The organism is Helicobacter saguini (assembly GCF_000762875.2).
Classification (GTDB): Bacteria; Campylobacterota; Campylobacteria; order Campylobacterales; family Helicobacteraceae; genus Helicobacter_A; species Helicobacter_A saguini.
In genome coordinates this window covers 136,392-151,084 of the sequence record NZ_JRMP02000001.1, presented here as the reverse complement: position 1 = coordinate 151,084, position 14,693 = coordinate 136,392, and the positions used below count along the sequence as shown (strand labels likewise).

Annotated in this window: 11 protein-coding genes; 1 reads left to right on the top strand and 10 read right to left on the bottom strand. The window is 37.4% G+C overall.

The genetic code is table 11. The annotated features are described in order from the left end of the window. Nucleotides 1-104: 104 nt before the first annotated feature. From LS64_RS00705 to LS64_RS00695, 3 genes are all read right to left on the bottom strand, one after another. Nucleotides 105-1,499 carry an NTP/NDP exchange transporter gene (locus tag LS64_RS00705; protein WP_081948269.1) on the bottom strand — a complete coding sequence of 465 codons (1,395 nt, stop codon included), beginning with the start codon at nucleotides 1,497-1,499 and terminating at the stop codon, nucleotides 105-107. Between the two features lie 92 nt (nucleotides 1,500-1,591). Beyond that, nucleotides 1,592-3,913, bottom strand: a complete 2,322-nt coding sequence (gyrB, locus tag LS64_RS00700) for a DNA topoisomerase (ATP-hydrolyzing) subunit B (RefSeq protein ID WP_034570591.1) — start codon at nucleotides 3,911-3,913, stop codon at nucleotides 1,592-1,594. Between the two features lie 105 nt (nucleotides 3,914-4,018). Beyond that, a complete protein-coding gene (locus LS64_RS00695; protein WP_081948268.1) occupies nucleotides 4,019-5,062 on the bottom strand; it encodes a hypothetical protein in 1,044 nt (347 codons plus the stop codon). A 118-nt stretch (nucleotides 5,063-5,180) separates the two neighbouring features. On the opposite strand from LS64_RS00695, the gene LS64_RS00690 reads away from it, so the two are divergent. Beyond that, a complete protein-coding gene (locus LS64_RS00690) occupies nucleotides 5,181-7,475 on the top strand; it encodes a UvrD-helicase domain-containing protein (RefSeq protein WP_034570589.1) in 2,295 nt (764 codons plus the stop codon). Here the strand turns inward: LS64_RS00690 and LS64_RS00685 are convergent. From LS64_RS00685 to rpmA, 7 genes are all read right to left on the bottom strand, one after another. Beyond that, entirely contained in the window at nucleotides 7,472-8,527 is a 1,056-nt protein-coding gene (locus LS64_RS00685) for a divergent polysaccharide deacetylase family protein (protein ID WP_052062362.1), read from the bottom strand. The genes LS64_RS00690 and LS64_RS00685 overlap by 4 nt on opposite strands. A gap of 156 nt (nucleotides 8,528-8,683) precedes the next feature. Then, the gene (locus tag LS64_RS00680; RefSeq protein WP_138127222.1) at nucleotides 8,684-9,541 is read right to left on the bottom strand and encodes a nucleoside phosphorylase-I family protein; all 858 of its coding nucleotides are present in this window, start codon (nucleotides 9,539-9,541) and stop codon (nucleotides 8,684-8,686) included. A 15-nt stretch (nucleotides 9,542-9,556) separates the two neighbouring features. Then, entirely contained in the window at nucleotides 9,557-10,966 is a 1,410-nt protein-coding gene (locus LS64_RS00675) for a cation:dicarboxylate symporter family transporter (protein WP_034570586.1), read from the bottom strand. A 182-nt stretch (nucleotides 10,967-11,148) separates the two neighbouring features. Beyond that, nucleotides 11,149-13,179, bottom strand: coding sequence for a flagellar filament capping protein FliD (gene fliD / locus LS64_RS00670; protein ID WP_034570583.1), 2,031 nt, complete (start codon nucleotides 13,177-13,179; stop codon nucleotides 11,149-11,151). 233 nt (nucleotides 13,180-13,412) lie between these two features. Next, nucleotides 13,413-14,180, bottom strand: a complete 768-nt coding sequence (locus tag LS64_RS00665) for an FkbM family methyltransferase (RefSeq protein ID WP_238699459.1) — start codon at nucleotides 14,178-14,180, stop codon at nucleotides 13,413-13,415. Then, nucleotides 14,113-14,265 (bottom strand): hypothetical protein, encoded by a 153-nt coding sequence (locus LS64_RS12980; protein WP_237416208.1) that lies wholly within the window; start codon nucleotides 14,263-14,265, stop codon nucleotides 14,113-14,115. The genes LS64_RS00665 and LS64_RS12980 overlap by 68 nt, the downstream gene beginning before the upstream one ends. 131 nt (nucleotides 14,266-14,396) lie before the next feature. Next, nucleotides 14,397-14,678 (bottom strand): 50S ribosomal protein L27, encoded by a 282-nt coding sequence (gene rpmA, locus LS64_RS00660; RefSeq protein WP_034570580.1) that lies wholly within the window; start codon nucleotides 14,676-14,678, stop codon nucleotides 14,397-14,399. Nucleotides 14,679-14,693 lie beyond the last annotated feature (15 nt).

Here is a 14,693-nt window from a genome sequence, read left to right as displayed (position 1 = left end):
CTATTTTATATTAACAAACTCACAAAATATAAAATCTAAATTTTATCTAACACACACCTTAAACTATTCTTGCAATAAAAGCACTTTTTAGAATCTAGATTTCTTTACGAAAAGTTGTTTTTATCATATTTCTTACTTAAAAATAAGCCAAGTAATCCCCAAAGGAAAGAAAGAAAAGCGCCAAAAAGCAAAGTAAAGCCTAGTGAAACTCGCATAGCCAAACTCTCCACTTGCGCAGATAACGCGTCTCCACCGCGATAAACCACGGTATCTAAAAAGTTTTTGACTTTATATTTAGAATCTGAATCTAGCGGGACAAAAAGCATTTCGCGTCCAGGCTTCACCAAAGCATATTCGCCCACGCGCCGAATGCTCATCACAATGGCAATAGGCAGCAAACTCACAATGCCCATCTCTTTACAGATAAAAAGCCCTACAAAGCCTAAGCCAACGGCAAATCCTAATAATGACAAAAGCCAACGCAATCCCAAAAATTCCGCAATTTTTGCCGTAAAAAAAATCTGTATTATAAAGCTCAAAGTTTGCACGACTAAGTCAATGTTAGCAAATGCCGCTATGCGCGCTTCTTTTGCCCCTTTCATATCGTGTGGGAAAAGCTCGCTAATTACGCGCGCTTGCTCCATATAAAGAAAAGTTGAAATGCTAGTAAGAAGCAAGATAAAGCCCACGAATGCTAGTAAGAAACGTGATTTTACAATGATTTTAAATCCTGCAAAGGGGTTTTTCGCCCCGATTGTAGCGTTAAATCGGCTCTCAAATTCGCCCTTAGATTCTATAGAATCTAAAAGTGCGTAACTCTCTTTTAACAAAAGCGTTTTTAACACCAAGCAAAAGCCCAAAATCACAAGCGAGACAAGGATAAAATCCTGCGTGCCGATGTGCTTTATTAGCAAACTTATCGCCGCTGCGCCCACAATGCTCCCTAGACTCGCACCAGCCGCGATAATGCCAAAAAGCCGCTTACTACGCTCGCGCGTGAAAATATCAGCTAGCAGGCTCCACGCGCTCGAAATTATAAACACATTAAACACGCTAACCCACACATAAAAAATGCGTGCAAGCCAGATAAAACTCGCACTTTTATGATTAGAATCTATGAAATATAACGCGATATAAAAGCCTAGAAGATTGAGTGAAAAAAAAACAAAAATCGCGGTAATATAAGTCTTTCTAGCTATCACACTAGAAAGCCACATCGCCAAAATACTAGCACACAATGTCGCAATAAATGTCCCTAAAAATAGCCACTTTAGCTCTTCTTTGCCATTTGAAAGCCCAAGTGCATCGCGAATAGGTCGCAATATCGCATAACTCGCAAAAATTAAAAAAATAAAGCTAAGGCTAGTAAGCAAAATCTTAACCTCATCTTTTTTTACGCTAAAGATTTTTTCTAGGAAAGTTTGTTGTGATGTTGCATGTTTTGATAAATCTTTAGAATCTATGTTATTAGATTCTATAAATTTATTAGAATCTTTCATGTCTTACCCTTATATATTTTTAATATTGTAAAACATTTGGGTAATTAGAATCTAAATGTAAAAAATTATTCTAAAATACAAAATAAAATCTCTTATACATCCAGGTTTTTCACATCTCTGGCGTGTTTTTGAATGTATTGACGGCGTGGCTCGACTTCATCGCCCATAAAAATGTTAAACATTTCATTTGCCGCTTCATCATCATCGATTTTAATTTGCACCAACGTGCGATTTTGCGGGCTCATCGTAGTCTCCCACAGCTCCTCCTTATTCATTTCGCCTAAGCCTTTGTAGCGACCGATTTCAGCGCCCTTTTTAGCCGCCTTTTCAATCTCCTCTAAACACTCAATAATATCGCGTCCCTCAAGGAATTCAAGCTCACGCTCCTTAATTTTAGAGAAAATACCCTTGCATTCCCTGAAAACCTTGTCGTGAAATAAATTTTTAGTAATCGCAATCTCGCTTAGCCCCAAATTTGTTTGAATATTAAACTCAATGCTAAACTCGCTAAAATGGCTTTTTAAAATATTTATGCCCTTAGATTCTAAAAAAGATTCTATATTTTTACCTAAAGTCTCAAAATTTTGCGTATCTAAGTCATTTTCAATCAGGTAACGCAGCACATTTTGCACATTGAATCTCCTTTCAATATCATTAATAAGACTTCGATAATACGCAATACTTTTTAGAATCTGCAATAGCTCGTTGTTGCCCACGCCACTAAAAGTGAAACTCTCAATGCCTTTTTCTATCAAATATTCACTTAACGCCCTATCATCTTTAAGATAAATCTTTTCTTTGCCCTTTTTAAAGCTATAAAGCGGGGGTTGCGCGATATAAATATGCCCAGCTTTTATCAAATCCTTAAAATATCGATAAAAAAATGTCATTAAAAGCGTTTGAATATGGCTACCATCCACATCCGCATCTGTCATAATGATAATTTTATGGTAACGCAACTTTTCAATGCTAAACTCTTCACCTATACCACAACCAAAGGCAATTATCATATTTTTAATCTCTTCACTTTTAAGGATAACGCCAAGCCGCGATTTTTCCACATTTAGAATCTTTCCACGCAGTGGCAAAATGGCTTGATTACGTCTGTCGCGTCCATTTTTAGCACTACCACCAGCTGAATCTCCTTCCACCAAATATATTTCGCATTCACTAGGCTCTTTACTTTGGCAATCGGCAAATTTCCCGGGCAGTGTGGATAGGCTTTTTTTATTATTGTCGCGCACGGTCTCACGTGCGTGTTTTGCAGCATCACGCGCATTTGCAGCTAATATTACTTTTTCTATTATGATTTTGGCTTGAGCTGGATTTTCCTCAAAAAATTTGCTTAGTTTTTCATAAGTTAGCTTCTGCACTAAGCCTTTTACAAAGCTAGTGCCTAGTTTGCCCTTTGTTTGCCCTTCAAACTGCGGGTCAATGATTTTAATTGACACGATTGCTATTAAGCCCTCTTTTACATCATCAGGCGTTACTTTTGTTTTTTTAGCGGAATTATTTGCGTTAATATAATTTAATATCGCCTTGCTAAGACCAGCGCGGAATCCTGCCTCATGTGTGCCGCCATCAGGTGTGCGAATGTTATTTACAAAGCTTAAAACTTTCTCTTCATAGCTATCATTATAAGCAAGGGCGATTTCAAACTCGCTATCTTGCTCTTTGCTTTCAAAGGTTAGAATCTGCGTTAAAAGTTGGAATCTATTTACATCTTGTATAAATTGCTTTAAGCCGCCCTCAAAGTGAAATTTCTCATCAATGCCCTCTCTTTCATCTTTGAAATAAATTGTGATTCCATGCGTTAGATACGCCATTTCTTTAAAACGTTTTATTAGAATCTCGCTTTGAAAGTTCGTATCCTCCATTATTTCAGGGTCTGGGTAAAACTCAATTGTAGTGCCATGCTTATCACTTTTACCGATTATTTCTAGCTCGGTAGTTGGTATCCCTTTGGCAAATTCTTGGCGGTAAATATTGCCATTTTTATAGATTGTCATTATAAGTTTGCGGCTTAGGGCATTTACAACGCTCACACCTACGCCATGCAAACCACCGCTAACCTTATATGTATCTTGGTCAAACTTACCACCGGCGTGTAGTATCGTTAAAACCACCGTTGCTGCTGGCATATTTTCAGTTGGGTGCATATCAACAGGGATTCCACGTCCATCATCCTCAATAATCGCACTGCCTTTATCCGTCAAGGTTACGTGGATATGCTTACAAAATCCAGCCATAGCCTCATCGATACTATTATCCACGACCTCATAGACCATGTGATGCAGCCCACCGGTATTCGTATCACCGATATACATACCAGGACGCTTTCGCACCGCCTCTAAGCCCTTTAAAACCTTGATATTCCCAGCGATATATTCTTTGCTTGTGTCTTGTGTTTCCATTTTGTGTTACCTTTAGATTCTGTGTTTAAAAGCGTAATTGTAGCTTTTGTTTGTGGATTTTTGGAATTTATAGATTCTATATAGGTAAGGTTAAAACTCTAGATTCTATGCGTCAAGTTCGATTTGGGCGAGATTAGCGATTTCACTTGCTAAGTCAATAGGGACTACGGATAAATCTAGCATAAGATTTGAGCGGATGTTATCTATTGCTTGAGAGGACATACCATAGCAGTCAAACATTACTATTTCTTCGATAAAGTCGCCATTGTATAAAGTGTTGTGATAAAAATCTTTTATACTTGCTTGTAATAGATTAATTATCCCTGTGCTACGACCTAAATCTTGCAAGCTATCCATACCGCTACCCCCACCACCGCTGCTATCTTCACTACTTGCACTGATATTTTCAGCGTTTCCTGTATCGCCTATTGAGTTAAAATCAAAGCTATCCAAATCGGCTAACTCTTCATCTAATCCGCTTAATTCAGTATTTAAATCATCGACCCCTTTTTCTGTGCTACTAGCTGCTATTAATGTATCGCTACTAGGCGAACTAGCCGCGCTAGAGCCACCGATATTTATCACTTTATCTGCCGCACTAACTAGCAAAAACGCCCCGTATAGAATCTCTTTTCTAGTAGCGATAAATATGGATAAATCTTCCTTTTCTTGCAATACAAAAAGCTTAGGATTATCCCCTATAAAAGTCTTTGCCTTAAAAAATAATAATACAAATGGTGAGAATAAAAAATCTAGCCCCTTTGCCTTGCGAAATAGCTTTTGATAATCTTCAATATCAGGCTTTAGCATACACACATACGCACTAGGGAGTTTTAATACTTTATAGTCTTTTTCATTTACGCCAAAGTCATTAAAGTTTCCCTTTTTTACGCCCGGCACTAGCACTTGCTCCTTTTTGCTAATGATAGAAAGGTAGCTATATGCGTATCGTGATTTTATTTTATTTATAAATTTGATTACTTCTACGCTTGGTTCAGCATTTAGAATCTTAAATTCTTTAGCTTGTTCTTCTACTACGCGACGTCCGCGTTTTTTCACTATTTTTACATTGCAAGTAGTCGCGGTGCAATTAACCCCAATTAGCACTGTGGCAAATAGCGGTCGAAAAAGTGTGCCTAAAATACTCACGCAAAGTCCTTAAATCTTTAAAATTCAAATTATAGCATAGTTCTTTAGATTGTATATTTTAAAGTATAATAGCAACTTTCATTAAACAATAATAGTTCCAAAACTTTTAAGGATGTTTATGAATCTTTTAGAATCTTTAAATGACGCACAACGTAACGCCGCTACACACGTAGATGGTGCATTACTAATACTAGCTGGGGCTGGGAGTGGTAAGACTAAGACTTTGACTACAAGATTAGCATATTTGCTTAGTGATGTGGGTGTGCCACCGCAGAATACGCTGACACTAACTTTTACTAATAAAGCGGCGCGTGAAATGGCTGAACGAGCATTAAAACTAATACAAGATTCTAATATGAGTCTTAATTCAATGCCGCTTCTTTGCACATTTCATAAATTTGGACTATTATTTTTACAGCGATATATGCAGGTTTTAGGACGCAGTAATTTATTTAGTGTAATTGATGAAGATGATAAAAAGCGGATATTAAAGCCTATAAAAAAAGAGCTAGATTCTAATAGTAATGTAAATTTAAAGCTAAGTGATATTTTAAGCTATATTTCAAATTGTAAAAATAATATTTTACTATCAAGTGAAATAAAGGCTAGTAATACTGATGAAGCATTATTGCTAAGTGCATATCAAAAGTATGAAGAATATTTAGAAAAATATAATTTGATTGATTTTGATGATTTGCTTTTATTGCCTTATAAGATTCTAGAATCTAATGCGGCTTTAAGGGAGAAAATAAGCCAAAAATTTCAATATATTATGGTGGATGAATATCAAGATACTAATAACTTGCAAGTGGCATTACTAAAACAACTATGCAGCACGCATAATAATATCTGTGTAGTAGGCGATGATGACCAAAGCATATATGGCTGGCGGGGGGCAAATATCGCAAATATTCTACATTTTGACAAAGATTTCCCAAATCCTAAAGTTATAAAGCTAGAGCAGAACTATCGTAGCACAAAGCAGATTCTAGACATTGCAAATAATTTGATTAGTAAAAATACGGATAGATATAACAAACGATTAGTCACAGAAAAAAGCGGCGTAGATGTAAAAGTCATTGAAAATAAAGATGAGAGAGAAGAGATGGGTAAGATTATAGAATCTATTCGCACTTTAAAGGCAGATTCTAAAACCACATATAGCGACATAGCCATACTTTACCGCACAAATCTGCTTTCACTAAATATCGAAAAAAGCTTTTTAGCAGAAAAGATTCCATACATTGTAGTTGGCGCGATACGTTTTTATGATAGAGCAGAGATAAAAGATGCTTTGGCTTATTTACGATTAACCTTAAATCCACATGATGACTTTTCGCTTTTGCGAATTATAAATCGCCCAAGACGCGGCGTAGGCGATAAAAGCATCGCTGAAATTATTGCTAAGGCAAATAATTTTAAAAGTATTTATGAGTGCTTTGAATCTAAAATCTATAAAGGAGCACGCTACGAAAAGGCTTTGAGCGAAATATATGAGATTATAGAATCTTTAAAGGAGTGCTTAGAAGATACGCCCTTAATGATGTATGATATTTTTAAATATAAAATAAAACTATATGCTGAAGAGGATAAAGAGGATAAACTAGGTATTAGCAATGAGGAGCGGCGAAAGAATATCGAGGAGCTATTTTCACAAATAAATGAGTTTTTTTTAGAATCTAGCGTTATAGCGAATGTAGATTCTATAAATGTAGATTCTATAGAATCTAACACCCCAGATTCTACAAAATCTTTAGAATCTAAACACACACAACTAAGCAACGCAGAAAAATTACAAGAATTTCTAAACAACATAACCCTTTTAACCAACGCAGATTCTAACGCAAATAAAGACGCCATAACCTGCATGAGCATCCATTCAAGCAAGGGCTTAGAATTTAAGCATGTTTTCGTAGTCGGCTTAGAAAATGGAATCTTCCCGCTAAGATATAGCAATGTAGATTTTAACGCCCTAGATTCTACAGAATCTAGCGAAAATAAATGCGATTTAAGCGAAGAGCGGCGGCTAGGTTACGTGGCATTCACACGCGCCAAAGATTCACTAATCCTAAGCTACACAAAATCACGCTACTACATAAACTACCGAATGGATAGAAGCCCATCGCTATTTTTTAAAGAAAGTGGCTTGGAGATAAGTCATGTTGAGCGATACAATAGTCATGTTGAGCAAAGCGAAACATCTAATAAAGATGGTTACGCCCACGCTTATGGAAAAAGGACAGATTCTATAGAATCTAAAAGCGATTTTAAAAAAGGCGATTGCGCCAAACACAAAATCTTTGGCTTTGGCAAGATAGAATCTGTGCAAGGCAAAGGTTTAAATGCTCGCGTAACAATCTCTTTCGCCGGACAAAAACGCATAATCCTAGCCTCCTTCTTAGAAAAAATCTAATATTTAAAGTTGGGTTTAGATTCTATGAGTTTTAGGGGCGTTGTGCCATCGTTGTGATGCGTGCGTAAAAGGGCGTCTAGCTCGTAAATGTAAAGCGTTGTGTATTGCGTTTTTAGGCGATTTGCGTTTGCTTTTAGCACATTGTAGGTTTGAGATTTTGGATGACCGATGGCAATCACATAGCCATTTTTTTGGGCGAATTTCAACGCAGATTCTAACTGCTGGGCGATATATTTCTCATTATTCTCGTTATCTAGGAATACATTTCGGTGCAAGTAAGGCTCTTTTGCTCGCTCTTTAAATAGCGTTGCAGCCGCACTTTTGGCAGTCGTTACAGAATCTACAAAGGTAATTTTGTGGCTATCAAGCACTTTTAGCAGCCGCTTCATATCATTCACACTCGCGCTAAACTTGCTACCGGTGTGATTATTTAGGTATTTTAGCGTAGGAAAATCGCGTTTTATTTCGCTAATAAAGTCGTTTATTTCGCTCTCACTATCGCCGACATTTATCACTTTCACGCCTTTTTGAGAAAAATTTTGCGCTTCAAGTGGCAAATGTATCATAAAAAATGGCAGGGTTTTGGCGATTTTTGGATTGTCCTTGCTAAAGCTGTATTTTGGGAAAAGCGACAAATTTAGCTTTAAATCCAAATCGTGGAATTTTTTGATGTCTTTTGGGTTTGCTAAATCATCGATAATTATAATGACGTAGGGCTTTTGGTGGGTTATTTTGGAATCTTTTGTTTTGGATTCTATGGTTTTTTTGGAATCTTTTTTGGTGGATTCTATATTTTGTGTGCTAGATTCTGGAGTTTTAGATTCTGTATTTTTGTGTTCTGTGTTTTTAGATTCTATATCAATGCCGACATTTTCGCTAAATTCTTTAGAATCTAGGTTGATAATCTGCTCGTTTTGCTTGGCAAGCTCGCGTAAATCAAGCTCGCTTAATGCGTCTTTTGGCTCGTTATTTTCATTAAAAAAAAGAAAAACCGCGATAAATCCGCATAATCCAAATAAACATAAAATTAGAATCTTTCGTAAATCTTGCATTTTTAGCCTTAAAAATTTTTGTTTTTTAGAATCTAGATTCTATATATTCCATCCAAAAGGGTGGTGGGTGGGCGTTTAGGTTTAAAAATATAGAATCTATAAATATTTTTATTTCTATCTATTCCCAACCCTACCACCCTTAAGGTGAAAAAATTTTTAGAATCTAGATTCTATATCGAAATTTTCGCGGATAAAATTAGAAAGTTTTTGCTTTGTTAAGGCGTGATTTTGCAAAAACTGCGAATGAGCGTTTTCACACACAAAATTACTAACGCAAAAAAGCCCAACGCAAGGCAGGTTAAAATACTTTGCCACGTTCAAAATGGCGAAAAACTCCATATTTTCCGCTTTTATCCCTGCTTTCAAAAACGCATTGTTAAACTTGTGCGTGTTTGTAATGTAGTTGCTAGAATTGACAATGACGTGTGGAATGTGCGTTTTTTTTAGCTTTTCAATCGCGTTTGGTTTCAAAATTGTTTCGTGTGAAACATTAGGATTTATCATTTTAGAATCTATTTTGAGATTTTGCGATGTTTCTTGTGAAACATTTTGTTGGTTATATTCTTGGCAAGATTCTATAAAAACGCTATTATCAATGGGCGTGTAAGATAGCGACTGCAGGAAAGATAGCTCAAGCTGCGTGGCGTGCGTGCTGTAAAAAATATCGCCGATATTAAGGCTTTCTTTGGATTCTAATGTGGTTTTAGAATCTAGTTTAGAATCTGGCGTGGTTTTAGAATCTCTTTTAGAATCTCTTTTAGAATCTTGTTTAGAATCTTTTTTGGATTCTATAGAATCTTTGTGAATTTTAGATTCTATATTTTTGCAATCTGTCTTGTTTAAAGGGTAAAAATCATAGCTTCCAGCACTCGCTATAAAAATAATCTCGCTTGGAGCGTGGTGCAAAATAAGCCGCGTTAAGCCCATCGCGCTATCCACAAGCCCCATACCAACGCTTTTAGCAAAGCTAAAATTTTCAGCATTTCCAACGCAAATAAACAACGATTGCTCCAAAATAGAATCTAGATTCTACAAAACGCGGAATTCATCCGGGTGGTCTAGGGCGTAGCGGAATTTCTCCATATCCACGCGTTTATCCCAAATGCTTACGATTACACAGGCAACGGCGTTTCCGCATAAGTTTCCAACACTTCGCATTTCACTTAAGAACTTATCAATACCCAAAATCGCAGCAACGGTAACTGCTGGAATCAAATGTCCGCCATCTGCCGTTGTAAGTGCCGAAAGCGTCCCAGCCAAGACTATAAAGCCACTACCTGTCACGCCCACCGCGCCTTTTGAGCTAATCATTAAGATGATAATCAAAGTAATCGTTTGCTCCAAAGTGATAGGAATATCAAACGCCTGACCTAAGAAAATCACTGCAAGGCTTAGATAAATATTTGTCGCATCAAGGTTAAAGCTATATCCTGTTGGTATCACTAAGCCCACTGACGCCTTTTCAATACCAGCGTGTTCTAGCTTTCGCATCAAAGGCGCTAGGGCGGTCTCACTACTAGACGTAGCAAAAACCACCAGCACTTCGCGGTAGATAAAACGCATAAACTTAAAGATATTGAATCTCGCAATAGCCGCAATAATGCCAAGCACGCCAAAGATAAACACCAGCACGGCTAATGCCATCGTAATCAGTAGCATAAACATACCGCCAATTGAGCTAAAGCCAAACTTCGCAATCAAAAACGCCATCGCCCCAAATGTAGCCAAAGGCGAATACCAAATAAGTATCGTTAAAACCTTGAAAAAAGTCTCCTGCATACTCTCAAAATATTTCAGTGCGGCTTCTTTTATCGCTGGTTTCATAAAGGATAAAATAATCGCAATTGCCACCGCCATAACAAGCACCTGCAAGGTCTTACCCTCCACAAAGGGGCTGATAGGGTCATGCGGTATCGCACTTTGCAAAATATGCCAAATCTCATCGCCCGCGGTCTGTGGCTGTGCCGCACCCTTTTCAATATAGCCCTGCACGGATTTCGTATCAAGACTAGCGGTATCAAGGTGCATTCCAGCCCCAGGCTTTAGAATCTCACCAAACAACACGCCGATAACCAAAGCAAATGTGCTAACAATCTCAAAATATAGCACGGTTTTCACGCCCAAACTACCGAGCGTTTTCAGGTCTTCTAAGCGAATAATGCCTGTGATAATCGTCAAAAAGATAATCGGTCCCATCAAAAGCTTTAAGCCCTTAATGAAAGGGTCAATCGTGTATTCCTTACTGCCGACTGAAAAATTGTAAAAAAAGGCTAGAATCTCGTGATTTTCCGCCCCAGCCTTTGCGTCATAAAAGCTACCTATCGTGCCAAAAACTATACCTAAAAACAGCCCGATAAACACCCAAAACACAAGGCTGCGGCTGACCTTTTTGCCCATTTGCTGCGTTTGCTTATACCCTTGCTCACTACTTGTTATCATTTTAATCCTTATTTTGCGAATTCACGCTAGTTTAAAGAAATGAATCTTTTTAGTGTAATATGATTAGCAATTAAAGTAAATATTATCAATACAACTTTGCAAAAAAAATGGGAAATGTTTAGAAAAGTAGCAAATATCGATTTAAAATACACCTTTATAGAATCTTAGATTCTATAAAAGGGTTAGTTTTTCTTCTTCTCGCCGGCTTGTTGGTCTATCATCATTTGCACTGCGTTAAAGGAGTTATTTGCCTTTGCTATTTGCTCATCAAAACTTGCAAATCTTTGTGCCATAGTCTCATAGCGTGCGTCAAGCATTTTTTTAGACTTTTCCCTTTCTGCGTTATAGTTTTTCAATTCTCGCTCTAAAGTCTGGCTAAATGTCTTAAGCTTTGCATTGCCACCATCAACTAAGTCTCCTAAAACATTGCTAACCTTAGTAAAGATTCCATCATAGCGATTATATTTCCCACTAGAATCTTTTTTCTCCCCACCATAAAATACATCTTTTACTCTCTCAGGGTCAGCACTCACCGCCGAAGCAAGTTTGCCAGAATCTAGGCTCATAAAGCTTTTATCATTAATGCTGATTCCATAATCCATTAAACTTTTCACATCAGTGCCATTTGTAATGCTTTGCGTTATGGCTTGATTAAGTGCAGGGCGGATATTCCTTATAATAGATTCTGTGCTAAATACACCGCCACGCTTCGTGTCTGCATCAAATTTTGTTACCGCATCTAGCTTTGGCACAGCCTCGTTATACGCCTTTACAAACTCAGCCACTTCTTTTACCAAATCATCGGTATTTTGCGATACCGTAATCACATCAGGTTTGCCCTCTTCGCTTACCTTTTGAAGATTAATCGTTAAGCCGCCCACGACATCATCAAGTGTATTTGTTGGACGTTTGATACTAGCGCCATTATATAGCACCTCGCTATCTTGTGCAGATTGCACATTTTTAAGCTTGAAAAGGTTTTGCTGCACAGTTGCAAAGTCTTTATACTTGCCACTTTTGATACCTGTTAAGTCAAGCAAATTCTTTTCATTCGTGCTAGTGATATTTACTTCTTTACCATTTGCGTTAAAGGAAATCTTATTATTTTCCACACTAGCAGTTAGCCCATCGACTTTATTCATCGCCTCTACTATTGCAGCGGCGTTTTGCTCTGCGGTATTTTCCTTTTTAGTAATAGCGGCAAGGTCAATAGTGGTATCATTGATATTAAATGTCCCACTTAACGCTCCCGCTTTTACTTCGCTTCCCGCGTCAAACAAGTTCTTAACTTCAGCTTCTTTATTCACAAAGCCTAGCATTCCAGCCTTTTCTCCGCCCACACTTATTTTATATCCGCGTTTATCATTAAAAATAAGGCTTTGACCCTCATTTACAAGTCCTACGCTAATATCGCCAGAATCTACTAGCCCTTTTGTAGCTTCATTATTATTTATCGCTTCTTTTATCGCCGAACGCAAGGCTTCCGCTCTATCACTTGCATTTGATAAATCAGTGGTTATTCCTATTTTTTGTGTAGCACCATTTTTATCTTTTACCTCGATAAAAAAGTCTTTTTCGCCCTCTAGCTTAATGTCGCTGCTGCTAATTCGCTCTCCACGCAAGATAGGACCAAAATAGATTCTATTATTTTCGCCTGTCTCTTTTGAGTTTATCATTAGCTGGTAGGGCTTTTCACCACCTGTTTTCATCACTACGCCCATAATCTTACCATCGGTTGCATCAGTGATTGCTTGGGCTACTTCAGCGACATTCATCCCGCCTTTTATATCTACGCTATAGTTTTTACCATTTGAGTAAAAGTCTAGCTTTGTGTCTTCGTTAGTAAAAGCGTCCTCTTTACTTGCAAACTTAGTGCCGATTTCATTTATATCGCTTTTGGCAAGGTTTTTAACCTCGATATTCACACTTTGCACAGGGATACCATCAGCAGCAGTTGCCTTTACCGCATCGCCTGATACGCTTACATTTCGGCTTAGGAAAGTTGAGTAGTCCGCTAACTTTTTCGCACTAGCGCGAAGTGCGCCCACAGCGGTTTCAATTTCTACAAGCTGCTTTTGCTTTTCTAAATTCATTTCCATCTTTTTATCGATGGGCTTTACCATGTTGTCTTCGTCAGCTTTTTTTAATTTATCAATTACGTCAGAGTTAAGCACCGAGCTACCAAGACCTAGTGATGTAATCTTACCTGCCATAATATTCTCCTAATGTTTTAATGTATAAGAAATTTGTATTCCATTTATTGCTTTAGATTCTATATTTTATCCTTAAAATGTTTTGTTTCCTTTATCTTTCATTATAAAAGGGTGGCTTTAGGATTTATATCTTTTTTGTTCCACTACCCTTTAAGGTGAAAGCCTTTTACTTTTAGAATCTAGATTCTATAATCGGCAAGTTTTGTTAAAAGTTTAGAATAATTTTGTAGATTCTATATCCAATCAAGGAAAATATTCTTTATATTATTTTTCTGTATTTTTTCTTTCAGATTCGCTATCTTGAAATCACCATCCATATAATAACGTTCGTGCGTTTCACAGGCGATGTGGTCGATTTTTTCATACAATTTTTTATCGATAAGTTTATCCATTATTTCAAATTCCGCGCCCTCAATATCAAGCTTTAAAAAATAGATTTTGTCATGTGCCTTTAGAATTTGCCCTTCGATAATCTCGCACAAATCCACCACTTCCACATCATAAAAATTCGCATTAGATTCTATATCATTTCTAGAATCTATTGTGATTGTATTGCCTTGAGAAAGTGTATTAAACTCGCTAAATTTCGTGTGAAAATTGCCCACACCCACAGCCTTTTGATAGAAAATCACATCCGCATTTTCCGCATATTTTTTCCGCAAAAGTGGCGCAAGATACTTATTTGGCTCAAAGGCATACACTTTCGCACCCACGTGAAGCCCCAAATCAACGACCTGCCCAGCCCACACGCCGCAATCGATAAAGACTAGATTTTGCGTATTTTCGCGTGCATAATATGCCTTGTAAAAAATGTCGTAATACTGCGGTGGAACATGCGTTGTGTGTAGCATAAGATTTAGCATTCCTAAGCCGTGCTTGTCGGCGAGTGCGTTACTTAAAAGAGCGAAATTAGATTCAGTATTTAGCCTAAATTCATTGATAAAAGCCCCAGAGCGAGTAAGTCTTACCCCCCCCCCGTATGTTATCATCGTATTTTGCACGCAGCTCATGCCGCTTTTGCCTATCAAACACAAATAAACTAGCAAGTCTATTAAAAAGCCTTGAAAGTGAGAATCTATACATCATTTTTCACCCTTTTGATATTTTCATAAAATCTTTTTTGAAGTCATTTTATGTAGAATCTTTTTTATAGAATCTAACTTATAGCATAAAACAAGATTCTATCCCTAATAAGCAGTGAACATATAAAATAAATTCTATTTTTTTGCATTATTTTGCGTAGAATCTGCCGCAATTACCGAGACTTTTTTACGCAGTTTATTTTTCTGCTTAAACTCCACGATACCATCGATTAGTGCGTAAATCGTGTGGTCTTTTCCCATACCGACATTTTCGCCCAAATGCACCTTTGTGCCACGTTGCCGCACGATAATGTTACCAGCGCGAACAAACTGCGAACCAAACTTCTTAACCCCAAGCCTACGACCCGCTGAATCGCGGTTATTTTGTGTGCTACCTTGACCTTTCTTGTGTGCCATAATTTTCTCCTTATA